At 67.6% G+C, this 25373-nt stretch carries 18 protein-coding genes; 9 read left to right on the forward strand and 9 right to left on the reverse strand.

Going from position 1 to position 25373, the window contains the following annotated elements:
* Positions 1-654, forward strand: a 654-nt coding sequence (locus BO39_RS33760) for a terminase large subunit domain-containing protein (protein ID WP_211257564.1), incomplete at its 5' end; no start/stop codon positions are given.
* Positions 655-661: 7 nt separating this feature from the next.
* The gene (terL, locus tag BO39_RS30440) at positions 662-1183 is read left to right on the forward strand and encodes a phage terminase large subunit (protein ID WP_052402668.1); all 522 of its coding nucleotides are present in this window, start codon (positions 662-664) and stop codon (positions 1181-1183) included.
* Between the two features lie 34 nt (positions 1184-1217).
* Here the strand turns inward: terL and BO39_RS25375 are convergent, their stop codons facing one another.
* Both BO39_RS25375 and BO39_RS25380 read right to left on the reverse strand, forming a co-directional pair.
* On the reverse strand, positions 1218-1640 hold the full coding sequence (locus BO39_RS25375; protein WP_043838981.1) for a YciI family protein: 423 nt from the start codon (positions 1638-1640) through the stop codon (positions 1218-1220).
* Positions 1641-1941: 301 nt separating this feature from the next.
* Positions 1942-2538, reverse strand: a complete 597-nt coding sequence (locus BO39_RS25380) for a helix-turn-helix domain-containing protein (RefSeq protein WP_052402669.1) — start codon at positions 2536-2538, stop codon at positions 1942-1944.
* 104 nt (positions 2539-2642) lie between these two features.
* On the opposite strand from BO39_RS25380, the gene BO39_RS25385 reads away from it, so the two are divergent.
* Both BO39_RS25385 and BO39_RS25390 read left to right on the forward strand, forming a co-directional pair.
* Positions 2643-3614 carry an alpha/beta hydrolase gene (locus BO39_RS25385; RefSeq protein ID WP_211257565.1) on the forward strand — a complete coding sequence of 324 codons (972 nt, stop codon included), beginning with the start codon at positions 2643-2645 and terminating at the stop codon, positions 3612-3614.
* Between the two features lie 26 nt (positions 3615-3640).
* The gene (locus tag BO39_RS25390; RefSeq protein WP_043838983.1) at positions 3641-4621 is read left to right on the forward strand and encodes a Bug family tripartite tricarboxylate transporter substrate binding protein; all 981 of its coding nucleotides are present in this window, start codon (positions 3641-3643) and stop codon (positions 4619-4621) included.
* Between the two features lie 252 nt (positions 4622-4873).
* Here BO39_RS25390 and BO39_RS25395 read toward each other — a convergent pair whose 3' ends face one another.
* From BO39_RS25395 to BO39_RS25410, 4 genes are all read right to left on the reverse strand, one after another.
* Positions 4874-5866 (reverse strand): Bug family tripartite tricarboxylate transporter substrate binding protein, encoded by a 993-nt coding sequence (locus BO39_RS25395; RefSeq protein ID WP_052402670.1) that lies wholly within the window; start codon positions 5864-5866, stop codon positions 4874-4876.
* The gene (locus tag BO39_RS25400) at positions 5863-7710 is read right to left on the reverse strand and encodes a CocE/NonD family hydrolase (protein ID WP_052402672.1); all 1848 of its coding nucleotides are present in this window, start codon (positions 7708-7710) and stop codon (positions 5863-5865) included. Before BO39_RS25400 ends, BO39_RS25395 begins: the two co-directional genes overlap by 4 nt.
* A 160-nt stretch (positions 7711-7870) precedes the next feature.
* Positions 7871-8575 (reverse strand): recombinase family protein, encoded by a 705-nt coding sequence (locus tag BO39_RS25405; protein WP_052402674.1) that lies wholly within the window; start codon positions 8573-8575, stop codon positions 7871-7873.
* The gene (locus BO39_RS25410) at positions 8575-9318 is read right to left on the reverse strand and encodes a DUF3489 domain-containing protein (RefSeq protein WP_043838986.1); all 744 of its coding nucleotides are present in this window, start codon (positions 9316-9318) and stop codon (positions 8575-8577) included. Before BO39_RS25410 ends, BO39_RS25405 begins: the two co-directional genes overlap by 1 nt.
* A gap of 252 nt (positions 9319-9570) precedes the next feature.
* Between BO39_RS25410 and BO39_RS33035 the strand changes: the two genes are divergently transcribed.
* The 3 genes from BO39_RS33035 to BO39_RS25420 are packed head-to-tail and all read left to right on the forward strand — an operon-like array spanning position 9571 to position 13291.
* Entirely contained in the window at positions 9571-9771 is a 201-nt protein-coding gene (locus BO39_RS33035; RefSeq protein ID WP_156963916.1) for a hypothetical protein, read from the forward strand.
* Positions 9772-9776: 5 nt separating this feature from the next.
* A complete protein-coding gene (locus BO39_RS25415; protein ID WP_043838988.1) occupies positions 9777-10001 on the forward strand; it encodes a hypothetical protein in 225 nt (74 codons plus the stop codon).
* Between the two features lie 2 nt (positions 10002-10003).
* Positions 10004-13291 (forward strand): error-prone DNA polymerase, encoded by a 3288-nt coding sequence (locus BO39_RS25420; protein WP_245615399.1) that lies wholly within the window; start codon positions 10004-10006, stop codon positions 13289-13291.
* A gap of 782 nt (positions 13292-14073) precedes the next feature.
* Here BO39_RS25420 and BO39_RS25425 read toward each other — a convergent pair.
* Together BO39_RS25425 and BO39_RS33040 are read right to left on the reverse strand one after the other, a co-directional pair.
* Entirely contained in the window at positions 14074-14706 is a 633-nt protein-coding gene (locus tag BO39_RS25425; protein ID WP_043838991.1) for an invasion associated locus B family protein, read from the reverse strand.
* A 153-nt stretch (positions 14707-14859) separates the two neighbouring features.
* Positions 14860-20706, reverse strand: a complete 5847-nt coding sequence (locus tag BO39_RS33040) for an autotransporter outer membrane beta-barrel domain-containing protein (RefSeq protein WP_156963917.1) — start codon at positions 20704-20706, stop codon at positions 14860-14862.
* Positions 20707-21715: 1009 nt separating this feature from the next.
* Here BO39_RS33040 and BO39_RS25435 point away from each other — a divergent pair.
* Together BO39_RS25435 and BO39_RS30445 are read left to right on the forward strand one after the other, a co-directional pair.
* Positions 21716-22837, forward strand: coding sequence for a serine hydrolase domain-containing protein (locus BO39_RS25435; protein WP_043838993.1), 1122 nt, complete (start codon positions 21716-21718; stop codon positions 22835-22837).
* A 222-nt stretch (positions 22838-23059) separates the two neighbouring features.
* On the forward strand, positions 23060-24040 hold the full coding sequence (locus tag BO39_RS30445) for a hypothetical protein (protein WP_052402678.1): 981 nt from the start codon (positions 23060-23062) through the stop codon (positions 24038-24040).
* Between the two features lie 128 nt (positions 24041-24168).
* On the opposite strand, the gene BO39_RS25445 is transcribed toward BO39_RS30445, so the two are convergent.
* Positions 24169-25059 (reverse strand): alpha/beta hydrolase, encoded by an 891-nt coding sequence (locus tag BO39_RS25445; RefSeq protein WP_043838995.1) that lies wholly within the window; start codon positions 25057-25059, stop codon positions 24169-24171.
* Between the last annotated feature and the right edge of the window lie 314 nt (positions 25060-25373).

A 25373-nucleotide genomic window follows, 5' to 3' on the forward strand; every position in this document is an offset into this window, starting at 1 on the left:
AGCACCTACGCGTCAGACCTCTTCCCGGCCTGGTTCCTCGCCCAGGGCCGCGACCGCCGGGTGATCGCCACCTCCAACACCGCTGACCTCGCGGGTGCCTTCTCGCGCCGGGTCCGAGGTCGGATCCGCGCCCATGGCCTGACGCTCGGCTACAGGCTGGACCGAGAGGCCGAGGACCTCTGGACCACCACGAATGGTGGCGAGTACCGAGCGGCCGGCATCGGTGGGGTGATCACCGGCCTCCGCGCAGATCTCGCCCTGATCGACGATCCCGTAAAGTCGAGGGAGGAGGCCGACAGCGAGGCACGCCGGGAGCGGATCTGGGCCTGGTTCGGGGACGACCTCAGAACCCGTCTCAGGCCCGGTGCCGCCATCGTGGTGGTGCAGACCCGCTGGCACGAAGACGACCTCTCGGGGCGGCTGCTCCAGGCGCAGCACGGCCAGTGGCGCGTGGTGTCCCTCCCCGCCGAGGCCGAGCAAGACGACCCCCTCGGCCGCGCCCTTGGCCAGATGCTCTGGGGTGACGACCAGTATGGGTATGCGGCCTCGCTCACCCGCGTGAAGGCCAAGGCGAGCACCCGTAGCTGGTCGGCGCTCTACCAACAGCGGCCGGTGCCGGACACCGGGGACTACTTCCTGGCGGAGTGGCGGTGACTGGACGGTGCACGTCGTCCTCGGCATGGATCCAAACGGCCGCCTCTGGCTGCTGGACCTCTGGCGCGGTCAGACAGCGGCGGACGCGTGGATCGAGGCCTTTTGCGACCTCGTACGCCAGTGGCGGCCGATCGGCTGGGCCGAGGAGACGGGGCAGATCAGGGCGGGTGTGGGTCCCTTCCTCGAGCGCCGCATGCGGGAGCGGCAGGCCTACGTGGCCCGCCGCCCCTTCCCCACCCGCGGCGATAAGGCCGTCAGAACGCAGTCGATCCGCGGCCGCATGGCGCTGGACGGACTGCACCTGCCCCGGGCGGCACCCTGGCGGCAGGCATTCGAGGCCGAGCTGCTGACCTTCCCAGCGGGTCGGCACGATGACCAAGTGGACGCGCTCGGGCTGGTCGGACAGCTGCTCGACAGGATGGTCAAGGGCAGCGCGCTCAGGCCCAAGCCGGATGAGCAGGAGGACCGCTACACCAGGCTCTTTGCCAACGATGACGAAGAGGGCGTCACGTCCTGGAAGACTGTTTGAGCCGACACCCGAAAGATCTCGCTGGCGGTGCGCTCTAGCGGCCGCTCGTTTCCTTTCGCAGACGTTCCTCCTGTGCCGCGAGCTCTGGCGTCATGCCCTCACCAAAGTCCGCCATCTCATACAGCGGACGGATCTCAATCTCGCTTGGGCCGGGCATCGGGTTCGGGCAGCGCTTTACCCACTCGACCGCCTCCGCCATGTCCTTGACCTGCCACAGCCAAAAGCCGGCGACCAGTTCCTGGGTCTCCGAGAAAGGGCCATCGATGACGGTGCGATCCGCTCCGTTGAAGGCGACCCGCTTCCCTTCGAATGACGGCTTCAATCCATCGGCTGACAGGAGGATGCCGGCCTTCACCAACTCCTCGTTAAACTTACCCATGGCCTCAAGCAGATCAATTCCGGGGAGCATTCCGGTTTCACTGTCCTTCGTCGCCTTCACCAGAACCATGACGCGCATGGCTTTCCTCCCACTCGGCAGCCGGTGCTCTCGTTAACGAGCACTGCAAGCCCGTTCACACGCCACAAGAGACACACTGGCGGTCTGCCACCGGCCGATTGCCTTGCACCTAAGCCCGCCAGTCTGAAGAGCTCGCGGACGCTTGGCCAGCGCCATGTTCAACACCGACCAACGACCGTTGATCGGTGGTGAACACCCCCTTTCGCCCGAACCACACTGCTGGTGGCCCGCACAGCCAGCCCCGGCCCTACGCCACCATGCTGTTCTCGAACAGCCTTGCCTGACGGCACTGCCACTTTCCTTACCTACGTGAGTTGACCCAAAGCACCACCGAGCGCTGCTCCGCTGCGTTGGCAAAGCCGTGCGGCGTGCTACTGGCAAAGCGGAAGGCGTCTCCTTGGGCGAGGTCGTAGGTCGCCGTCGCGATGGTAAGCCGGATGCTGCCCTCTATTACCAACCCGGCCTCCTCTCCCTCGTGGCTATAGAGGTCCGTGCCCGTGCTGGATCCGGGCTCAAGCGTCATGAGGAAAAGCTGCAGATCCCCCGGTGCCGGCGGGGCGAGCGGCCGCTTGGTGATGCCGCTCGGGTGGAACACGACGGGCGAGGTATCGCCCGCACGGCGAATGGGCGAGACCGCCGCCCCCGTCTCGACTGGGCTGACGAGCGAGAGGAAGTCCACCCCCAGCAACTCCGCAATGCGCACAAGATCCCGGACCGGCAACGACGAGAGGCCGCGCTCCACCTGGCTTAGGTAGCCGACCGACTTACCGAGACTCAGCGCCATAGCGGCCAGCGGCATGCGCCGCGTCTCGCGCAATAGCCTCAACCGGCGCCCAATCGTGCCGTCGATGGCATGGGCGTTACGCGCCTCTGTGGGCTGGGCAGGATGACGGGCCAAGCAGCCTCCGCTGTTTTCATGAGCATGAAACAGGCTTGCACCCACGTGAACGCAGTGCCTAGTCTCGCCAGGATGAGAACAGCCCTTTCCCGTCCGGGCGCCAAGTGAGCGACCTGCACCCCTCCATCGACCCGGGTGTCGTGGCCTATGTTGCGAAGGCGCGTCGGGATGCCGGTCGTATGGCAGGGATTGTGGATCTCTCGCCCGACCAGAGGCGCCTGCGCGCGGAAATCCTCGCCCGCGTCACGGCCGAGCGCCACCCGGATTGGCTCTCCACCCACACCACCTACGTCACCCTTCCGGGACGCGAGATCCCCGTCCGTGTCTACGTCCCCGCTGGGGATGGGCGACGCCCCGCCATCCTCTACCTGCACGGCGGAAGCTGGATCGCTGGCAGCCCGGAATCTCACGACTTTATCACGGCGAGCCTTGCGGCCAACACGGGCGCCGTCCTCCTCAGCGTCCACTACCGCCGCGCGCCGGAGAACCCCTACCCGGCTGCGACCGAGGACGCCTACGCCGCGCTCTGCTGGGCGGCGGAGAGGGCCGGGGCGCTAGGGATCGACCCAGATCGGATTGCCATCGCGGGCGACAGCGCAGGGGGCAACCTCGCCGCGGCCTGCGCCCTGATGGCGCGGGATCGCGGCGGCCCAGTCATCCTGCACCAGACCCTGCTCTATCCCACGCTCGACGACGATCTGGAGACCGAAAGCTACCGTGCGGGCACGGACCCCATCCTCACCCGCGCGGCGATGAGGGAGGCGTTGGAGGCCTTCCTGCCGGAGGGTGCGGGTCCGCAGGACGGTTATGCCCTGCCCATGCGCGCGCCGAGCCTCGCCGGGTTGCCGCCCGCCTACCTCAGCATCGCGGCGCTCGACCCCCTCCGTGACGATGGGCTGCGCTACGCCGCGCGACTAGAGGAAGCTGGCGTTCCCACGGTCACCCGCATCGGTCCGGGGCTGATCCACGGCTATGCCCGCATGCGGCGCTTCAGCGCGGTGGCCGAGACGGAATTCCAGGCCGTCTGCGCCGAGATCCGCGCCGCTCTCAGCCTGCCCAGCGGCCCGGTTTGGTGACCGCTGCACCAAAGGACCCTGCCCTCATGCTCCTGACCCGCCGTCAGACTCTGCTCGGCTCCCTTGCGATCGGCACCGTCGCGGGCACGCGGCCGGCCCGGGCCGCCTTCCCGGACCGGCCCGTCCGCATCGTCGTGCCCTTCGCCCCCGGCGGCAGCTACGACACGACGGGGCGTCTGCTGGCCGAAGGCGTGGCTCCCCTGCTCGGCCAGCCCGTTGTGGTCGACAACCGACCCGGCGCGGGCGGCGTCGTGGGCGCCGCCTCCGTCGCCCGTGCCCCGGCCGATGGCTACACCCTGCTGCTCGGAGGGCTGACGGCGCAGATCCTGGTGCAAGGAGCCAACGCCAGCCTGCCCTTTGATCCCATGGGCGACTTCGTTCCCGTCGCCTTGGTGGCCAAGGTGCCGCTGATCCTGGTCGCGGCGAAGAACATGAACGTCCGCAGCGTCGCCGAGCTGGTGCGAGCGGTAAAGGCGAAGCCCGGCACCTACGACTTCAGCTCGGCCGGCACCGGCACCTCCGGCCACATCGCTGCCCAGCACTTCGCCAACGTCACCGGCCTGGAGGTGACGCATGTTCCCTATCGCGGTAGCGCAGCGGGGCTGGCGGACCTTCTCGCGGGCCGGATTGCCTTCCTCGTCGACACGCCCTCGGTCATCGGCGAGCACGTCCGTTCCGGCGCGATCAGCGGTCTGGCCGTCATGTCCGACGCGCGGATCCCCACCCTGCCGGACGTGCCCACCATAAAGGAGGCGGGCTTCGCCAGCGTGAACAACCTCGAACCATGGCAGGCGATCGTCGCGCCGCGCGGCACACCGACCGAGGTAGTGGCCCGGCTGAACGCCGCCGTGAACGACGTCACGGCACGGCCCGAGGTCCGCGCGCGCTTCGCGGCCATCGACCTGACGCCAATGTCAGGATCTCCGGATCAAGTGGCCCGGTTCTTCAGCGAGGAGAACGAGCGCTGGGTCCCCATCGTGCGAGCCATGGACATGCGTGCTGGCTAGGCTGCATGGCGCGAAAAGCAACCCGCGCCACCGACGCCAGCCTGCTCTGATGACTGCCACAACTCCTGCTATCAGCGCAGTCGAATTACGGCAGTCAAAGGCATTTTTCAGCCGGACCAGCCAGATGCCGGGGCAGCCAAGGCCCGGTCCACCGAGCTGCCTCCAGTATGGCTCGGATGCTTAATGTGGCATCCGGTGCCCCACCGCAGCGCCGCTGCAACGGCTCGACGAGCAGGCTCCTAGGCTATTTCCTCACTCCACTCGTAAGTTCTTGGTGCGGATGAAGCCACCCCAGACGTCCCCATCCCGTGCCACACGGCCGCGGATGTCCTCCGCCGAGCCTGGGATCGGGACGATGTTGGAAGCGACCATGTTCCGAGTGACCGCCGGGTCTGCCAAAGCCTCGCGCACGGCTGAGTTGAGCAGCATCACGACCGGCTCCGGCATGCCAGCCGGGCCGACCAGCGCAAGCCAGCCTGGCATGACCGGGGCGTTTACCCCCGCTTCGGTCAGCGTGGGCAGGTCCGGCAAGTCAGGTGAGCGGGCCGCAGCGACCGCGGCGAGAGGAACAAGCGATCGGTCACGAATCTGCGGCAGGGCGTTACCGAGCACACTGATCATCGCGTCTACTTCGCCGGTCATAACGGCCGTCAGTGCCTGGGTGGTGCCGGCATAGGGAACATGAGTGAGTTGAATGCCCGTGCGGTCGGCAAGCATTTCAGTCGCGAGATGAGTAGAGTTACCGATCCCGGCGCTGGAGAAGGTTAGCCGTCCTGGCTGCGTCTTGGCGCGCGCCACAAAATCAGCGAGCGAGGTGATACCGCTCTTCGGGCTGACGACCAGGACGAAAGGAGTGTCCGAGACGGGTGCAATGTAGGTGAAATCTCGCGCCGGGTCGTAAGGCAGGTTGCTGTAGAGATATGGATTGAACGTGAGCAGGGAGACCCCAACCAGCGCGATGGTATGTCCATCCGGCCGCTGCTGCTTGATGTAGGTCGTCGCGATCACGCCGTTGGCGCCCGCCCGGTTTTCCACCACCACGGGCTGGCCGAGTTTGCGGGCCATCGGCTCTGCCATAAGCCGCGCCACGACGTCGGTGTTGGAGCCGGCAGCCTGAGAGACGATGAGGCGAATGGGCTGCGTAGGGAACGTGCTCTGCGCCCGCGTTTTGGGCGCAAGGAGCGCCGCGCCCGAGGTCAAGGCAACGGCGGCCAGGGTGCGACGTCCGATTGCACTCATCGTCATGCCTTCGTTCCTTCAATGGTGGGTCGGAGAAAGGGGCACATTGGCAGATCGAGCGCCGAGGCGTGATCACCTCCATACAGGACGGTAAGGATCGGCGGACGCCCGTGCGGCACCTGAATGCAGTGGTCGGCATCGGCTCCCGCAATCGAGAGGCGGATGCGGCTACCCGCCCTAAACACCCAGGAAGTCGGCAGCAGCGCGATGCGGAGGCGCTCGGCGTGACCGGGCACCAGCGGGGAGGCATCGGCGCGTGCGAAGCTTCGGGAGGGCCAAGTCGCTTGGTAACGTTCCGGCGGAGGACTCTCCTTACGGTGCAGGGCACGAAGCAATCCCTCGGTGACGTATCGCACGGTCCCGTCCGCCTCAACTTCAGATAGGTAGACGAAGATTGCCGCGTCAGGCTCGCTGGACTGAATCCAGAGATCGGCGACGCCGTGGCCGGTCAACTCTGCGTCGGCCTCCATCGGTCCGGAGGTCCACGATGGCAGCCGCGCCGTCCGTTCGCCCCAGTCGGCGTAGTATGTGGTGGTGTCGATGGCAGCCAGCCTCTCGTAGCGCGTGTGGTCACCGCTGCCGGCGGTAAAGTCCACTTGGAACGTGTCGCGGCCCACTGCGCCCTTGTCAGCTTGTAGCACGGTAGGTGCGAGATGTAGCCGCCGGATCTGATCGACGGGCGGCCAAGTCCTAGCTTCCTGCCAGCGCTCAGCATGAATGGAGAAATAATGGACCCGCGCTTCCTTCTCGTACCCCGTCGGGCGGTGCATGAGGTAGTGATCGAAAAATCGAAGCAACTCGCCCAGTAGCGGAAACTGGGATCCTGGCTGGTCACGCCAGGGCGAGACGTTGCTGCGTGCCCCATGGTCCCAGGGCCCGAGCAGGAGATGCACGGGGTTTTTCGAGAGCGTCAGGTAGCGAGCGATTGCCGCGTTGCTGAAGCCTACGCCATCCATCCAGCCAGAGGTTGCAAGCACCGCGACATCCTCTCGGATGTGGTCGCGATAAGCGTACGGACTGAATGAGGCCGAGCTGAAGCCGGCGTCGTAGGGCAGAGGCTCCTCACGAAAGCGGAATTCCGTGATGAAGTCGGGCATATGGAAGCTGCCGAGGTGCTCCTGAAGGGCCTGGGCCAGCAGCGCGCCGCCCGGATCCTCGTCCACCGAGGCGGGACCTTGAAGATCCGGATTGGCGTAGTACGCGATGTTCTTCAGCAGGTCGCGCCTGTCATGATCCATAGCAATCATGAGGTCGTCGTAGGAGCGGGACAGGCGGTTTAGGAACACGCCACCGGGATAGTAGTGGTCCTGCCAAGTGTCCCACATCGCGAAGAGCGGCGCGATCGCTTTCACGGCCGGGTGCCCGGTGCTGGCCAGGAAGTCCGAGGCCGCACCTGGGTAGGAGATGCCGGTCGCACCGAGCCGTCCATTGCACCAGGGCTGCGCCACAGCCCAGTCCGCGATCTCGCGGCTGTCGTCCCGCTCCCGAGGTGAGCGGAAGCTGTCGCGCGTGCCAAAGCTCGCACCGGTGCCACGCACGTCGACGACGACCACGGCATAACCGCGCGGAACCAGGAAGCGGACGAACTTGCCGGCATTCGGGATCGCGTCAGCATCGCTGCCGTCCGCGACCGCGAACCGACGGTAATAGGGTGTGAGGATGAGAATGGCTGGTCCCGGCCCTGTCGAGCCCTCGGGCAGCCAAACGTCCACTGCGATCCGGCACCCGTCCTGCATTGTTAGATAGAGCGAGAGCGGGCGGTCCGGCATCGCTTGTTCGGCAGACCGGCCGGCGAGGTACGCACCTGGCGTCACGAGCCAAGCGGTGCTGTCGAGATCGGTGTCACCCATACCATCCACATCCTAGCTGCTCACGAGAGTGTTTCCCATGATGCGGATGGTGCATAGGCGCCCGATAAACGCGTGGCGCCAAATCTGACCTAGCTGGAGCTCAGCATGTAGCTGTGGAACGTATCAAACGAAGCTTGAGCAACTAGGTGCGGCACGTTCGTCACACGGAGGTCCGCTCTACAATTCGAGCAACCGTCGTATGGGTCCACACAGCCCCTCCTCGCGGCGCTGGCACCCTCCTCTCCATCAGAGCCCGCGCTATCCCCGCATTCGTCGTGATTCCCTCTTCCCGGAGCGCATCCAGTTGCAGGACGAGGCAGTGCGCGGTGCGGAAAGCCTCTTCCTGGCGGGCCTGTGCCGCAGCCGAGGCGCAGGGCGGCGATGGTGGCCGCCACCCCCGATCTCCACCCAGCACTGCCCCTCTCACCCGCGCCGCTGCCAGCGCCGCCCTGGTCCGCTCCGAGATCAGCTCGCGCTCCTTCTGAGCCATAGCGGCATAGACTCGCATCATCAGGTCGTCCGCGCCTGGCATGTCGGCGGCACGGATGGAGATACCTTCCTCCAGCAGTCCCGAGAGCGTGTGTGCACGGCGAGTGATCCGATCCAACCTTGCAGCCACCAGTACCGCCCCGAGCTGACGGCAGCGGGTCAGCGCCGCCTGGAACCCGGGCCGGCGGTCGTCCTTGCCCGAGGCGATGTCCTGGTGCTCGGCAACCAGCGTCCAGCCCTCGCGCTCAACGAAGGCGCGGACGCTGGCCTGCTGCGCCTCTAGTCCCAAGCCAGAGTGCCCCTGCTCGGCGGTGGACACCCGGTACAGCGCCACGGCGTAGCGAGGCTGGGTGGGTGCGCGACGAAGGGCGGCCATCAGCTCTGCTCCCCGGCGGCGAGGCGGTAGACGCTGTAGCTGCCCTTCGCTCCCTGAGCCCCTGATCCGACCTGCCGTACTCGCTCAAGCACTTCGACCGTGTGGCCCTTCTTCTTCAGCCCGGCCAGGAACCCGCGGACCGTGTGCTGCGCCCAGCCAGTCGCTTCCATGATCCCGGCGATGGTGGCCCCTTCTTCCCTGCGCAGGAGGGTGAGTACGGTTTGATGCTTAGTGCCTTCACGCGGGCGGCGTGGGGCGGCGGCATCACGTTCAGCCCGGCTCTGAGTTGTGCGGCATCCCAAAGCCGCCCTGAGCACCTCGATAGAACCCGGCAGGGCGGAGCTTTCCACCCCCGCATCCCAGGCGACCAGCAGGGCGGTTGCGGCGTCTCGTAGCGTGTTGCGAGGCTGTGGCTGGGCAGCGGACGGCACTTGGTCTTCCAGCGCGGCCGTGCTGTTGCCTGCCTCCCGGCCCTCCTGCGCCACTTGAGCGGCCTCTCCGGCCAACTCCGCCGTGCTCGGCTCACCGGCCGCCATCAGCCCGGCCGTGGTGATCCGCAGGACCCTCGTTGGGCTGCCGCCGGGATTGGCGACCTCCTCCAGCAGCCCAGCCTTCAGCATGCTCTGGAACCCCGTATTCCGGGCGGCAGCGGGCAGGTTCGGGGGCGCCTTGGCCAGCCCTGCCAAGTGCTGGGCGGCCGAGCTGAGGATCTGCGCCTGGGTGGGGGAGAGCGGCTTCGTCATCGTCAGGTCCCTGGGCGGACCCGATCAGCCAGGTCCTACGACCCAGAGCCCTGCTGCCGGTGAGCAGGGCAGCGAGGAAAGGAGATGCCTCCCGTCCCGCACGACCACGCTTCGCTCTGTTCGAGGTCAAAGCCAAGCAGCTTTCGGCTCCCGACTGCTCAGCTTTGCAACCGTCATCAGCGCTCGCATGTTCCCGCCTTGTTCCAATCTCTCTAACCTCGATTGGCCGATCCGATTCGCAGGAGCCCTGCCGTGCTGAACCTTCGCCCCTCCCCTCCTCAGCCCGTCACGGCCGACCGTGGACGAGATGAGCTCATCGCCCTCTGGAACGCCGCAGCACCTGAGACACGAACGCTCATGCTGGCGCAGGTCCGGGCCTGGGCGGAGGTCAAGGGGCGCCTGCCGCGGGTGAATGCGGCAGATCTTCCGGCCGATGCTGCTTGGGAGGGGTGAGCAGGATGACCACTCAACGAGCGAGCGATGACCCACTTGTACCGGCAACGGATGAGGAAATAGCGGCGGCTCTCGCCCATGCGCTGCGCTTCGACGCACGCGGCAAAGCACGGCGCGGCGGCGGCGACCTTGCAGCGAGCCTGGCTGCCGAGCGCCTGACGGAGCACCTGCGGCAGGCCGGCTTCGTGCTCATGCGTGGCCGAGGCGCCCGCCCGCACAGCACCGGCTGAGCGTGCCGGCTCCCCTGCCCGCCTATGCCGAGCTGGGCGTGCGGTCGAACTTCTCCTTCCTCGACGGCGCCTCCCACCCCGCCGAGCTGGTCGCCACCGCCGCTGAATTCGGTCTTGCGGGCCTCTCCCTCTGCGACACCAACAGCCTCGCCGGCGTGGTGCGCGGCCATGTCGCCGCCAAGAAGCTCGGACTGCCCTGCGCGGTGGGGGCCCGTCTCGAGCTGGTGGACGGCAGCGGGTATCTCGCCTGGCCTACTGACCGCGCCTCCTACGGCCGGCTGACTACCCTGCTCTCTCGCGGCCGCATGAACGCGCCCAAGGGAGGCTGCGAACTCACACGGCGCGACCTCCTGGCCCATGCCGAGGGCCTGGTGCTGGCGGTCGTGCCTCCCGAGGTGCCGGACGCTGTCTTCGCTGCCCGTCTGCGGGAGGATGTCCTGGCGCTGCGGGATCGCCTCGCCCTGCCGCTGCACCTCGCCGGCTGGTGCGCCTTCACCGGGAACGACCAGGGTCGGCTGAACCACCTCGCCGCCGTTGCTTCCTCGGCCAGGGTCCGGCTGCTAGCCACCGGCAATGTCCGCTATCACCGTCCTCACCGGCGGCGCCTCGTCGATGTCCTCTCCGCCATCCGCCTTGGCGTGACCGTCGACACCCTCGGCCTCGCCGCCGAGCCGAACGCCGAGCGCTGCCTCAAGCCGCCGGAGGAGGTGGCGCGGCTCTTCTCCTCCCACCCGGAGGCCGTGGCGGCCTCCCTGGCCATCCTGGAGGCCACCCAGGGCTTCTCGCTGGACCAGCTCCGCTACGAGTACCCGGACGAGATCCTGGAGGCGGGCAGGACGCCGCAGCAGACGCTGGAGGCACGGGTGGAGGCCGCCCTGGCCGAGCGGTGGCCCGAGGGCTCTCCTGCGGGCATCGAGGGGACGCTTCGGCACGAGCTGCAGCTGATCGAGCAGCTGGGCTACGCGCCCTACTTCCTCACCGTGCACGAAATCGTCCGCTTCGCCCGCGGCGAGGGCATCCTCTGCCAGGGGCGTGGCTCGGCCGCGAACTCCGCCGTCTGCTACGTGCTTGGCATCACGGCCGTGGACCCGGGCAAGCACGACCTGCTCTTCGAGCGCTTCGTCTCCGCCTCACGGGGCGAGCCGCCCGACATCGACATCGACTTCGAGCACGAGCGCCGCGAGGAGGTCATCCAGCACCTCTACCAGCGCTACGGCCGTGACCGGGCGGCGATCTGCGCCACCGTCATCCGCTACCGGCCCAAGTCCGCCATCCGCGAGGTCGGCAAGGCGATGGGCCTGTCCGAGGACATCACCGGCCACCTGGCCAAGGCGAGCTGGGGACCGGGAAGGGACGGGTCGCTCGCCGACATCGCCGCCGCCGAGGGGCTCGACGTCACCGACCCGCGCCTGGCCATGACCCTGGATCTGGCCGAGGAGATCCAGGACTTCCCCCGGCATGTCGCCACCCATGTCGGCGGCTTCGTCATTACCCGCGGGCTGCTGACCGAGCTGGCCGTGGTGACCAACGCCGCCATGCAGGACCGCACCACGCTCGAGTGGGACAAGGACGACATCGACGCCCTCGGCATCCTCAAGGTCGATGTGCTCGGCCTCGGCATGCTCTCCTGCCTCAGGCGCGCCTTCGGGCTGCTGAGCCGGCACAAGCGACTGACCCTTGATCTCGCCGGCCTACCCAGAGACTGCCCGGCCACCTACGCCATGCTCCGCCGCGCCGACTCCTTAGGCGTGTTCCAGGTGGAGAGCCGGGCGCAGATGAACATGCTGCCCCGACTGAAGCCCGCCACCTTCCACGACCTTGTTGTGCAGGTCGCGATCGTGCGGCCCGGACCCATCCAGGGGGACATGGTCCACCCCTACATCCGCCGGCGCTGGGGGCTGGAGCAGCCGGAGTATGCCAGCCCCTCCCGAGAACACGGCCACCCCGACGAGCTCCGGCGGGTGCTGGAGAAGACGCTCGGCGTGCCGCTGTTCCAGGAGCAGGCCATGCGGGTGGCGATCGTCGCCGCCGGCTTCACGCCCGAGGAGGCGGACGACCTCCGGCGCGCCATGGCGACCTTCAAGTACACGCAGGGCGTGGGCATCTACCGCGACCGGCTGGTCGAGGGCATGACGCGGCGCGGCTATCCCCGCGACTTCGCCGAGCGCTGCTTCAAGCAGATCGAGGGCTTCGGCAGCTACGGCTTTCCCGAGAGCCACGCCGCCTCCTTCGCCCACCTCGTCTATGCCTCTTCCTGGATCCGCTGCCATCACCCGAGCGTCTTCGCCTGCGCGCTGCTGAACTCCCAGCCCATGGGCTTCTACGCCCCGGCGCAGATCGTCCGGGACGCCAAAGTGCACGGCGTGGAGGTGCGGCCGCTGGACGTGAACCTGTCGGCCTGGGACAGCACGCTCGAGCCGCACCCGGAGAGCACGGACGGGTTCGCCCTGCGGCTGGGGCTGCGGGTCACGGCGGGGCTGTCCGAGGAGGAGGGCCGGCGGCTGGTCAAGGTCAGGGACGCCGGGAATGGGCGACCCTTTGTCTCGGTCGAGGAGGCGGCCATGCGGGCGCAGCTGAGCCGCAAGGCGCTCGAGGCGCTGGTGGGGGCGGACAGCTTCGCGGGGCTCGCCACCACCCGCCGGAAGGCGCACTGGGCCGCGGCGGCCGTGGACGTCAGGGCCCAACAGGACCTGCCGCTGTTTGCCGCCAGCGAGGGGCCGCTGATCGAGGAGGAGGCCCCTGCCCTGCGCGAGGAGCGCGCCGGCGAGGCGGTGGTGTCGGACTACCGGGCAACCGGGCTGACGCTCCGCCAGCACCCGCTGGCGCTGCTGCGGCCCGTCTTGAAGCAGCTGGGTCTGTACGACACCCGCAAGCTCCGCGAGGCGCGGCAGGGGCAGGCCATCCGCCTGCCCGGCATGGTGCTCATGCGGCAGCGGCCGGGCACGGCCAAGGGCGTGGTGTTCGTCACCGTCGAGGACGAGTGGGGCGAGGCGAACCTCGTGGTCTACGCCAACGTCGGCGAGCGGGACCGGGCGGCGCTGATTGGAGCGCGGCTGCTGGTCACCGAGGGGCGGGTGGAGCGAACGGACGAGCACGCCGAGGTGCCGATCCTGCACCTCATCGCGCGCAAGCTCATCGACCGCTCCGACCTGCTGGATGGGCTCGGGCAGGTGGACGGCGCAGAGGCGGGCTGGGACCGGCTGCTCGGGCGAGCGGATGAAGTCAGGCGGCCAGAGCCGGGATCCCGACGGGATCCGGTGAAGCTGCCCTCGAGCCGGGACTTTCATTAGGCAGGGCTGTGGCGCAATTGAGCAGCGGGCGGGTTGGGAGTGAATGGTACGCCATGAAGATCCTGCCTGCGATACTCGCTCTCCTCACCGCCGCTGCGCGTACAGTGGCCCAGAGGAGTGATCAGGCACCGAATTTGTTCGGTATAGGCGAGAACAGCCAAATCCCGACAACTGCAACACCTGCCCCCCCGCCGCGCACCTCGTGGGCCACCCGCGCCCGTTAAGCACCGGCAGCTGCTGGGTAGTACGCATCCTTGCCTCCAGCGCAGCGAGGCGATTTGAGGCGCAGTTTGGGATTGCTGCCCCAGCTCAACATGTGACGCATGTCACGAAGTAGCCTCAGCACCGAGCTGAGGCGATTCGGCAATTATTGGAAGAATATTGCTGCACGGGCCGCCGAATTGGTCCAGCAATCCATCTTCACGGCCCTGAGGATCTGGTCTTGGCCAAGTTGATCGATCTCCCCCTTCGATCATCATTACATCCCTCACTCGAACCAAGCTACCGAGCGCTACTATCCAAAAATTTTGCCGAGGGCGAATATGCACTGCGTAGGAAGATGTCGGCCCTCATTGCCCGACCAGCACTTCGCCTTTGCACACGAGAAGTCCGAATGCCTCTCTTCAGCTGCCGCTTCCACGGTGATGTCGCACTCGGCAGATCATTCCGGAACACAGCCATTTAGTTCCACCTAACCTCGGCCATGCGACCGAAGACCCGGGCTGGCTGGGTAGCCGCTTCGTCCGTGCAGCCCGGCTCGGTTCGAGTGACTGATCCGAACCTCAGCCCGAGCCGTCCTGGTCGGCAATCCGGAGCGCGTTCAACGCGGGAGTGAGGCCGCGCAGCGAAACTGGGAGGCTTACAACTTGACCGTCGCCATCATGAAATTCGACCTTCGCAGGCTCCGTGCGGGGCACAATCGAGCTAAGCTCCGCTTCTGTCGGCTGGGCTTCCGCGAAGCAGCCGCGCGCGAAGCAACGACGAAAGGTCAGAGATATCGCAGCCTGCTCCACGGTCAGTCGTAGGGGGTCAGCAACCGTGACATTCGTGCCGACTTGAGCGGAAAGCAAAATGGAGGCGGCGGTAGCGCCCCGGCGCGCCACGAGCTGCGCCAGGGTCTGGCCGCGCTGATCCAGGACAGTGTGGACCACCTCGCACTGACGGCCACTCAAGCCGGCCTGCATCTCGCAGCGCAGGATCCAGTCGCCATAAGAGGCCGTCGTGCGGTCCGGCCGCGGCGTCGTGGATGGCAGAGCAGCCGGCGCCCCGCCCGCGGGGGGACCGGACAGGGAAGGCACCGCCGGCGCCGCACCCGACGGATTGCGTGCGGCCGCCTGGGCGAGCGCGCCGTCTCCTCTGACATAAAACACCAGGAGCAGGCACAGCGTCGCGGAACGAAGCAGCGTAGGCGTCATGGCAGATCCTCTCCTCGTGCCGGCCCGGGCATCCTGTCACATGCCCGCCTCGGACCGGATGTCGGCAAACCGGGCCTCATGGCCCGACCGGGCAGCCCAGACATGCTGCCTGGCCCCGGCCCGGAGCGCTGGCGTGGCGAGAGTGGAGCCCTTTCAGAACCGGTAGGCAATGCGGCCCGTGCCGGCATGGGCGGTATAGCCGTCGCCCACCTCGGCGCTGTACTGGAGGCGCAGGTCCCAACGCTCACTGCCAAGCACCTCGGCGCCCAGGGTGAAGCGGCCCACCACGTCCGGAATGGGGGTCGTCGCCCGGAAGCCCTGGCCGATGGGCTGCGCAGCGAAGCGGGCCGTCGTGGTCCAATCTCCGTTCGCGCCGAACCGGACACCCGCGCTGGCGAAGGGGCGCAGCACCAGCCCGCCCTCTCTCCCGAGGCGCAGCCGCCCACCGATCTCGACCGCCGGGACGGCCGCGAAGGAGGTGGTGCTCCCTGCCTCCACGGCCAGGTCGAAGGGTGCGGCGCCGCGCTCGGTGTAGCCGCCGCTGCGGACCCAGGTCAGGTGCAGGTCCAGGCGTGGCTGCAAGTAGAAGTCCCTGAAAGGGATCTGGTAGGCGATGCGCCCGTGCCCGCCGACGTGGAGCGTGTCGGGCGAGGCGCGTGCAACCGCGCCGAAGGAGCCGACTGAGACCGCGCGCCGACTCTCGAACCAGCCATAGCCGAAGTCGACGAGCCCGGAGACCTGCCACGGTCCCTCCTGCCAGCGCAGGCTGGCGCCGAGCAGCAGCGTGTCTCCCGTAACGCGGGACGTGTTGCTGTCCCCACGGAAGCTGCTGTTCTCGTAACCGATGGAGCCGCCGAGGAAGAGGCCGGGCGAGACCTCTCGCTGGGCGCCGGCCTGAAGCGTCCAGGTATCCGCGCGGTAGCCTAGGGAATCGCTGGTGCGGCCCTGGCTGGCCGTGCCGCCGAAGATGCGCGCCCAGGCGCAGTTCGATCGGTCGGGCGTCAGCCCCGCCGTCTCGAAGGTAGGGCACTCGTCCAGCATGGTGCCTGCGAAGACGTGGCTGGCGCTGTGGCGGAATGCGGCTATGGCGCCCACCGTTTGCCCGGACAGGGTATCCAGCGCCCGGGCGTAGCCACCCCCGTCGGCGACCCCGCCGAGGGCAGTGAAGCCCGCGTCGAAACGCGCGCCGCTGTCCCAGATCTCCTGCAGGTGCGTCCCCACGCGGCGCCGGTTGGAGCCGAGCGCGCCGGCCGCGGCCTCGAACTCGGCAGCCGGCCGCAGTTGCAGGTCGCCGCCGGAGGCCTGGAGGTCGAAGCGGAAGAGATGGGTTCGGCTGGCGGAGAGGACGGGATCGAGCGAGAGCCCGTCTGTCGCGGTCAGCACCGTTACGGAACTGTTCGCGATGCTGGTCGGTCGCACCTCGACCGTGCCGCCGACCAGCGCGCGACCTCGGACCTCCAGGCGGTCGGCGGTGCCGGCGGCGAGGTCGGCGTCGATCACCAAGCGGCCCGTGCCGGACTGGGCAAGGTTGCCGGTCAGGGTAGTCTGGCCAACCGTGCCCATGCCGCCCACCTGCAGTGTGCCCGCGTTGCGCAACTCTCCATTACCGAGGTCGATCGTCGTCGGCGCGGAGATCAAGCCGCCCGGCCGATTGTCCACGAGAGCACCGCCTGTCGGAACCGAGATCTCCCCGGCGATCGTACCCGTGTTGGTGACTGTGACGCGGGCTGAGTCCACCAGGACCGCATAGCCCGTGGCGCCGTTGCCATTCAGGGCCGTGATGCGGCCCGCATTGGTGATCGTGTTGGCCGTGCCGCCCAGGATGCGGATCGCGGCCGCATCGCGCTGCGTGCGGTCCTGGCCAGCGGGATTCGCATCGGGCTGGCCCCCCGTAACTGTAGAATTCCCATCTACCGAGATTTGGATGGCGCCTGTAGCCTGCCCGGTGCTCTGCGCGAGGATGCCGGCTGAGCCCGCACCAATGGCGGAAACCTGGCTGCTGACCAGGGACACGGTAATGGCACCGCCGTCGCCGTTGCCACTAGTGCTCCCGCGAAACAGGGTACGGCCCGTGGTGGAGGGGCCCTGGCTCACCATTCCCCCCCCGCCGCCCAGGGTCTGAGCGAAAACGGCCGGGGCGTAGGAGCCGGTGGTCCGGATGCTCGCGTCCGTCGCCGTGATGCTCACCGTTCCGCCGCTGCCAGAGCCGGAGCGCTGGATGCTGGTGGGGATGCCGCGAACATAGGTCCCGATCAGGGAAGGGTCGCCCGCCATGCCGCCGCCTCCGCCTATACTCTGGGCGAAGATGCCGTAGGCGCCGTCACCGGCGGTGGCGATCGCGCCGCCGCTCTGCAGCTGGACGGTGACGTTCCCGCCATCGCCCGTGCGGTTGGCATCGCCACCCGCATGCACCGGCCCTAGGAACTGCCCTCCGGCCACGAAGCCACCGCCACCACCGATGCTCTGCGCGACCACGCCGTGAGCGCCGAGCCCCGACGTGGTGACCGGGCCAGCAACGGTCACCTGCACCGAGCCGCCCCGGCCGCCCGCGCCGTTCTGCCCGCCGAGGTCAAGCGAGAAGCCTTGGATATCGCCGATACGGCCCTGCGGATTGTTCAGGATTTTGGAGGGGTCGAAGGTCTGGTCGGTGGTCATGGTACGCACTAGTCCGCCACCGCCCCCGATGCTCTGCGCCAGGATGGCTATGCCATGCTTACCGGTGGTGGTGATGGTGCTGCTGGCGGTGCCGTCGCCGGTAGTCACGCTCACGCCGCCACCGTTGCCGGCCGCCCCGCCATTGCCGCCCACGCCTACCCCGAGGCTCTTGAGCGACCCGTTCACCGTGCCGGCGACCGACCCCTCTCCACCGCCGCCGCCGATGCTCTGGGCGACGATGCCCATAGCTAGTACGCCCTGGGTTAGGATCTGTCCGCCTGTGCCATTGGTGACGTCCACAATGCCGCCGCTGCCGGCCGAGCCGCCGCCGCCGCCGACCGAGACCGATGTCTGGATCGGGGTGTCGTCGCTCGCCGCGCCGACGCTGCTCGCGGCGCCGCCGCTGCCGCCGCCACCGCCGATGCTCTGCACCAGGACTCCGTCAGACTGCGCGCCGAAGGTCCCGATCTGGCCGGTGTTCGCCACGATGACGGTGCCGCCATCGCCGCCGGCACCGCCTTTGCCGCCGATGCCCGCGCCAACATTCACCTGGATGTTAATGTCGCTGCTTGAGCCTTCCTCGCCATCGCCCGACTGTGGCTGGGGGAGGATATCCCGCAGCTCGTTGTAGGAGGCCTGGATGTTCTCGCCGGTCTGCCCGATCTGCAGGATGTTGTCCGTGATTTTCGTGACGCCCTGCCCGAAGTTCAGGCCGGCCGAGAGGGTGTCAAAGAGTGCCTGAAAGTTTGAAAGGTCGGTGACGCCTCCCGCGGTCGCGCCGCCCTTGCCACCCTTGCCGCCGCCACCGCCGATGCTCTGGGCAAAGATGCCGACCGCGTCGGTGCCGCGCGTGATGATGCTGCCACCCGTGTTGCGGATGGTGACCGCATTGCCCGAACCGCCCGCCCCGCCGCTGCCGCCCACCCCCACAGAGACGGAGACAGTGCCGCCCGCCGCCGTGGCGGTGCCACCGCCGGCTGCGCCGCCGCCCCCGCCGATGCTCTGCGCGAAGACGCCGTCCGAACCGTCGCCACGCGTGGTGATGGCCCCCGTATTGGTCAGGGTAACAGCGCCGCTGTTGCCGCCGCTTCCGCCACTACCGCCAACCGCGGTGCTGTTACCGAAGCTGAACTTGGCATCGCTGGAGGAGGCCGAGGCGTCGCCGCCGCCGCCAGTGCCGCCGCCCCCTCCAATGCTCTGCGCTAGCACGCCATAGGCGTCCTGGCCGAAGGTCAGGACCAGACCGGAGTTGACGACGTTCACCAAGCTGCTAGTGCCGCCGCTGCCGCCACGGCCACCGACAGAAGCTGAGATGGAGATGGCGAGCCCCGAACCACCCTCCGTTCCCGAATAGGCGGCGGCGGTGGAATCTCCGCCGTTGCCGCCGCCAGCGCCGATGCTCTGCGCTATCACGCCGGTGGCGCCGTGCCCGGCCGTGGTGATCAGCCCCGAGTTGGTCAGACTGACATTGCCACCGGTGTTCCCGTCGCCTCCGGCGCCGCCGATAGACACAGCGATAGAGACCGCGGGAATGCGCTTGTCGGGCGAGAGGGCGACCGCGCGGGCCGCCGAGGCACCGCCCGTCCCGCCGCCGCCGCCGATACTCTGGACCAACACGCCATGGGCATCAGAGCCGTACGTGGTAATCTGCGCCATGTTGTCCACGCTCACGGTGCCGCCCGTTCCACCGCCGCCGCCCCGCCCTCCAATCGCGACCGCCGCTGCCGGCAGGATGCCGGCAACAAAGGTCACAGCCGCCCCGCCCTTGCCGCCGCCGCCGCCAATGCTCTGGGCTTGGATGCCGGTCGCGTGGTCGCCGTAAGTGGTGACAAGGGCGCCGTTATCGACCCTTGCCGACCCACCCTGGCCACCGCCGCCGGCGTCGCCGCCGACGGTAAGGGACAGGAGACCGGCACCTGTTGCGTTCGCGCTGCCGGCGAAGCCACCCGATCCGCCGATGCTCTGGGCCAGCACGCCTCCCCCGCCCAGCGTGGAGGTGGAGGCATAGACGCCGCCCGGCCCGAGCGACACGACGACATTGCCGCCATCGCCGCCCTGCCCGCCATTGCCGCCGATGGCGATGGATGCGGCGAGGCTGACGGTGCCCGCATCCCCCCCAGCGCCGCCGCCGCCGCCTATGCTCTGCGCCAGTTGGGCGATGCTGCTCGGCCCGCTGACGATCACCGAACCGTTCGGCGCGGCGATGTTCACCGTCCCGCCGTCACCACCGGCCTGCCCGGCACCCCCGGAACCGCCACCGAACACGAAGCTTGCCGCCCCGCCATTGCCGCCGCCGCCGCCGACGCTCTGCACCAGGGCGCCGTGGGCGAAGGGGCCCGTGCTGCGGATGACCGCCGAATTCGAGGCACCGCCGAGGGTCAGGCCGGCGCTGCCGCCCGCCCCGGCAAATCCGCCGCCACCGGCGCCGCCGGCCAGCCCGCTGGCGCCCCCGCCGTTGCCACCGGCCGCGCCGTTCGACTGGACCAGCACCGCCTGGCCATAGGTCGTCCCGGCCGCCGTGTTCCCGGTAATGGCGTAATTGACGCTCCCGAGCACTGTGACGCTGGCGTTGCCGCCGTTGCCGCCATTGCCCCCACTGCCACCGCCAGACCCGAACGAGGCACCGGCCAAACCGCCAACACCTCCGCTTCCGCCGTTGGAAATGGCGGAGATGGCGGAGCCGAGGCCCGTCAGGCTGACTGGCTGATTGATGGTGACGGACCCGCCGGCAAGGGTTGCGCTCGCTGTCCCGCCATCCCCACCCACGCCGCCGGCGCCACCTTGCAGGCCGGTCGCATTCTGCGCCTGCCCGCCGGCGTTGCCGCGGCCGCCCTGCGACGCGGCCTGCAGCCCGGAAAAGGAGCTCTGGATCGCGCCGCCCGTCCAGAGGACGCTAGCGGTGCCGCCCTTTCCGCCATTGCCCCCGGCGCCGCCCTCGGCTGTCGAGAGCAGGTCAAAGCTCGAATCACCCGGGCCACCCGCTCCGCCCAACCCACCGGCCGAGTAAACGTCGACACCGCTCGTGACCGCGGCGACGTTGCCGCTCCCTGTCAGCGCAACGGATCCTCCCGCGCCGCCCGCGCCGCCGGCCCCGCCGGTCTTGGCGCCACTGTCGGATGTATTGGTGTCGCCGCCATCTCCGCCATAACCGCCATTCGACTGCAACTGCAGTGCGGTTCTCGCGAGGCCGGTGCTCTGATCCGGAAGGAAGTTGCCGTTGAAGCCTACCGTGACGGCGCCGCCCGCACCGCCAGCCCCTCCCTGGCCGCCAGTGGTCGGATCGGTGATCGGCAGGCCGGACTGCCCGCCGAGGCCACCGCCGCCGCCGAACGTGCCGAACGACACGGCGATGGTCGGGACAGGTGATGGCGGGGGGACTGGCGCGGCCCCAATGATCGTCAGGCCGGTGTTGGTGCTGTTGATCTGGGCCCCGGGCTGTCCGGGAAGGCCGGGTGTGCCGTCATTCTGCGGACTACCCGCGTTGCCGCCGCATCCATTCTGGGAAAGGGGGACGTTCACCACGTAAGGTGACTGCGGGGTGAAGATTTGGTTGGCGAAGTTCGTCTGCACGGCGGGCGGAGCCGCCGGGCTGGTGCTGGAGTTACACTGCGCCGATGCCGCACTGGGAAAGACGACTGGGCTCAGCGCGAGGGTGCCGACGGCAAGGAACAGCAAAGGCCCCGCCTGCCCTTTCTCCGGCTGGAAGGAAAATCTCTTGCTCCGCTCTCCGCTGTCGCGTGCCGGTCCTGCTGCCGCCGAAGCATCGCCTTGGAAGGTGGATATCTCGCTCTTGTCTCCTACGGGCTGAGTGGCTTCACACCCCCGCCCATCAATCCCCCATTCGATATTGGTGGATTTTCCTGCACTTGGCCCCGTCAAGCTGGCCGCCTCTCGCGCACCGCCTTGAGTCGCCATCTGACCACCTGCCCCCGCATTGTTGTGGCAGGCAGCCTCCGCTGCACCCAGCCATGTGGCCTCGTCCCGGGCTACATGATGTGGAACAACGGGTGCTTGGTGCCAAACTGCAGAAGCAGCCTACTATCCCAGATGTGCACAACAGAAGCTCTCCCGATTGTCCCGGATAGTCTAGGACAAATTTTCAACCACTACGTGTGTAGAAATAAAGGAGGAGAGGGCGAGATTTTCACCGTGCATCCACTGATTAGGTTCTCCTCCTTGACCCTCGAACCATTTGCCGACTGGTCGCGGACATTTCCCCGTTCCGGGATGCATGGCACAGCGGATGCGTCCCGCCTCGGCTTGCCGCCATCGGCCGTATTGGAGACAGAGCCGTGCTGACCCGGTTTGCCAAGTATCCAGCCATCGGCACTTTGCCTTTCCTAAAGATTGGCCAATGAGAAGCTTTCACGGGCTCCATGCGACCTGCCTCGCCTTGTCCGTGCTGACAACTCCCATGATGGCCGACGCGCAGACACCAAGCGGCGTGCTGGGCGAAGAGGCGTCGCGGGCGCTTGACCGGCAGCTTACTGAGATCGCGCGGACAAACCGTCTCCCCTCGGTTGCTGTGGAGGTCACGATCCCCGGGCACGCACCCTATCGCTTCGTAACTGGTGCCGCCGAGATTGGTGGCGCCGACCGGCAGTTTGATCAGCCCTTTCGCATCGCAAGCCTGACGAAAACCTTCGTAGCAACGGCCGTGCTACTGCTTGTCGATCGGGGCAGATTGAGCGTGGACATGGCGCTGTCGACTTGGTTTCCCGCTTTCCCCAACGCCAAGCTCATCACAGTGGACGACTTACTGCGGATGCGAAGCGGCATCGCAGCCCCGGATGACGAGCAAGCAGGCCGCGCGGTTTACGACCAACCACTGGCCCCCGCTCCTGGGCTGGAGCAACGCATGGCAGAGGCCAACCGGCTGCAAAACCAGTTCCGCCTTCCAAACGAGGTGGGCGTCTACACCAACCTGAATTACGACATTCTCGGTGGGATCGTGGAGCGTGTGTCAGGCCAGCCGCTGAGCCGCTTTATCGTGGAAAACATCATCCTCCCCATGAGGCTTGATCAAACCTCCTACCCCGGGGTGGTAGACCTGCCGGGCGGCCTGCACGGCTACGGCCTGAAGCAAGAAACGGGAGATTTCGAGGACAAGACGCGGCTGAACCCGGGCCTTGCTGGGCCTGCGGGCGCCATGACCTCCAGCCTAGGGGACCTTGGGCGATATGTCAGGGCGTTGTGCACCGGCGCTCTGCTCCGGCCGGCCACCCAGGCCGCTCGGATGAAAGGCCAAGTGCTGGAGGGCACAAGCACCGAGTATGGACAGGGTCTTATCACGGGACCCGCTGGTTGCGGGCACACCGGCAGCATCGCCGGCTTCAACACTGACATGTATTTCTTCCCCGACCTGGACGCAGCGGTCATCGTGAGCGTCAGCCGCCTTGACCGCGACGACAGACCGCAGTCCGCGCCTGTGCTTCAAGCCGTGTATACGGCCCTCCGGTCGCGCGCCTCGCGATGATGGTAGCCTCTCTCGAACAACAGGATAGATTTCTCGAAAGATAAGAAATTGCACCTTTGCGTCTAGAGGCGGAGATCTTGCGATGGGTCAAGGTCGCCTGTTTCGGTTCCCAACCAAGGCACGCTAGATTGCATCGCGGATTATCTGGGACACACTTTCCATGCCATGCGGCACAACGGGCCTATGTGCGCGCAATGCCATAGACAGCACGGAGCGGCCTGCATGAGCCTGCACCCCAGCGCGCTCGCACGCGACTTCGGCACCAAGCTGCGGCTTACGGCTGCCGTGCTCGGATGCACGCATCAGAAGGATCTGGCACTCGCCTTTCAGCGTGCCAACCCGAAGACGACCTTCGACCTTACTCGCTCCTACAAGTGGATGCAGGGTCGCACCTTGCCGCGTTCAGGCCGGCTCTACGAGGAATGGGCCATGCTGGTGGACCTCGGCCGCACGGCCGAGGACCTGCTGGCCTGCAACCTGGACGAGTTCCGGGCCCTTCTCGCCGAACGGTATGGTCCTGCCCGGCTCGCAGCCATCAGGGCGGATCGCCGGCCCGAGAACGCTGCCGCTCCGGCCGCAATCCAGGGCGAGACTGGGCCACTTCACGGGAGCTATGCCTGCTACTCGCACGCCCAATCGCCGTACTTCCGAGGAAGGGTGATCCGGGGTTCTCTACGGATCGTCTTCTCCGCAGAGAGCGAAGTGGCCATGGCCCATTACGCCCAGTGCCTGCCAACCGGCATCGCGCGTTGCAGCGGGCCGGTGCGCATGTACGGTCAGACCCCATGCCTGGAAATGCACGGGCACTCGGCAGCGCTCGCGCCGGTCTTCGTCACGCTCTTCCGGCCGACGCCGCCAACGACCGTCCTCATCGGCATCATGTCGAGCTTCACCGTAATTGATCCAGGGAACCAGCCGCCCTACGCCACGCGCTTCGTGGCGGTGCGGACGCCGGAGATGGCGTCCGCAGAGTTAGAGGCCTCTAACCGTTACCTGAGCGAGGCCGAGTGGCCACCTTCGGCCGACCTTGCCGCCCTGGGGCTTGCGACGAGCGCCGCCCCGGAAATGGATGCCTGCATGGAAGCCTGTCTCGGCCAAGCACAGTGGCTTGGCTCGGACCGCCCGTCATCGGACGCGGCCATGCAACTGGTGAGTGCTTGTGACCGTACCTGGCTTGCTACGAGCGCGGCGCTCGCGGCGTAGATGCCCGCGACGCTGGGTGGGATCGTTCGTTCTGGAAACACATGTACATCTGGCCCGGTTGGGCCAGCGCCAAGGCCGGTGCGCTCGCTTCCTCGCAGGGTAGGGAGTGGCGGAATGGCCACTGCACTCTATGAGCCAGGCAGTTCCGCGCGTGCAAAGGCCCCGAATTCCGCCAGGGAACGCCGTCCAGGCGCGAGCTGCTGGTAGAACAGGTGCCATGCATGAATCATGTGCGGCCAGACCTGCAATGTGACGCGCACATCCGCCGCGCCCGCTACGGCGGCGAGCCGCAGCGAATCGGCGAGCAGCGTCTCGGCCGATCCGACCTGGATAAGCATCGGCGGCAAGCCGCGAAGGTCAGCGTAGAGCGGCGAAGTGCAGGGGCCGCATGGATCTTGACCATGGAGGTACAGACCGGCGAGCTCCTTCAGGTAGGCCTTGGAGATAAGTGGATCCTGGGCAGCCTTCGTCTCCATCGTCTCGCCAGTCATGGAAAGATCCACCCAGGGCGAACTGCACCACACCCTTCCCGGCAGGGGATCGCCTGCATCGCGCAAACTGACCAGCGTGGCGAGGGCAAGACCCCCGCCGGCACTTTCGCCGGCGATGACGATGTTGCCAGGCGCAATTCCCTGGACCAGCAGCCACCGATAGGCGGCGAGCACGTCGTCCAGGGCCGCCGGGAATGGGTGCTCGGGGGCCAGGCGATAGCCAAGGGCGAGAGTGCGTGCTCCCGCCTCTCGCCCGGCCTGAGCGATCATGTGCCGATGACTGGCGACGGAGCCGGAGACATAGCCGCCGCCGTGGAGGAAGAGGATGACCCGCGCCGGGTCCGCCAGTGGCGTCTGCGTCCACTCCGCAGCAACGCCACCCGCATCCTCCGGCTCGACGTGCACGTCCTGTGGTACAGTGTAGCGCGCTCCCAAACCGTCGAGGCGCTGCCGCCGCTCTGCCAGCCCGGCTGGACGCGGGCTTGAGGTCAGCATTCTGCGGACTTCGTCCAACTCGGCATTCGGCATCGGACTCTCCCCCGCGATCGGCCGATCGCCGTTCGCATGATGATGTCGTCAATAACAGGGCCGGATCAAACGTCGCTTTTCTGACGCGACCTTGTGCCGAAGTGGTGCAGTGCCTCTCCGACAACACCAGTCACGAGCCGCAGGACTTTGGGCGGGACCGAACCGTCACCAACGTTACGACAGCTAGCACTTCCTCATCAAGCGTCACACTGCGGCCCCAGAGAATGTTCGTGCCCAGCTTCTCTCGCTGCTCCAACTTTCCACGAGACAACTTTTCTCTGGCAGGTTGGGATCGCGCTTCTCCGTGTGTTCTG

It is taken from the genome of Roseomonas aerilata DSM 19363 (genome assembly GCF_000711725.1).
GTDB lineage: Bacteria > Pseudomonadota > Alphaproteobacteria > Acetobacterales > Acetobacteraceae > Roseomonas > Roseomonas aerilata.

Coding starts and splice junctions, on each gene's coding strand:
- BO39_RS25405 (WP_052402674.1), bottom strand. CDS start 8,575: ATGGCCGCCCTTCGTCGCGCACCCACCCAGCCTCGCTACGCCGTGGCG.
- BO39_RS25395 (WP_052402670.1), bottom strand. CDS start 5,866: ATGACGATGAGTGCAATCGGACGTCGCACCCTGGCCGCCGTTGCCTTG.
- BO39_RS25410 (WP_043838986.1), bottom strand. CDS start 9,318: ATGACGAAGCCGCTCTCCCCCACCCAGGCGCAGATCCTCAGCTCGGCC.
- BO39_RS30445 (WP_052402678.1), top strand. CDS start 23,060: ATGAGCCTGCACCCCAGCGCGCTCGCACGCGACTTCGGCACCAAGCTG.
- BO39_RS25445 (WP_043838995.1), bottom strand. CDS start 25,059: ATGCCGAATGCCGAGTTGGACGAAGTCCGCAGAATGCTGACCTCAAGC.
- BO39_RS25415 (WP_043838988.1), top strand. CDS start 9,777: ATGACCACTCAACGAGCGAGCGATGACCCACTTGTACCGGCAACGGAT.
- BO39_RS25435 (WP_043838993.1), top strand. CDS start 21,716: ATGAGAAGCTTTCACGGGCTCCATGCGACCTGCCTCGCCTTGTCCGTG.
- BO39_RS25400 (WP_052402672.1), bottom strand. CDS start 7,710: ATGGGTGACACCGATCTCGACAGCACCGCTTGGCTCGTGACGCCAGGT.
- BO39_RS25425 (WP_043838991.1), bottom strand. CDS start 14,706: ATGACGCCTACGCTGCTTCGTTCCGCGACGCTGTGCCTGCTCCTGGTG.
- BO39_RS25390 (WP_043838983.1), top strand. CDS start 3,641: ATGCTCCTGACCCGCCGTCAGACTCTGCTCGGCTCCCTTGCGATCGGC.
- BO39_RS25375 (WP_043838981.1), bottom strand. CDS start 1,640: ATGCGCGTCATGGTTCTGGTGAAGGCGACGAAGGACAGTGAAACCGGA.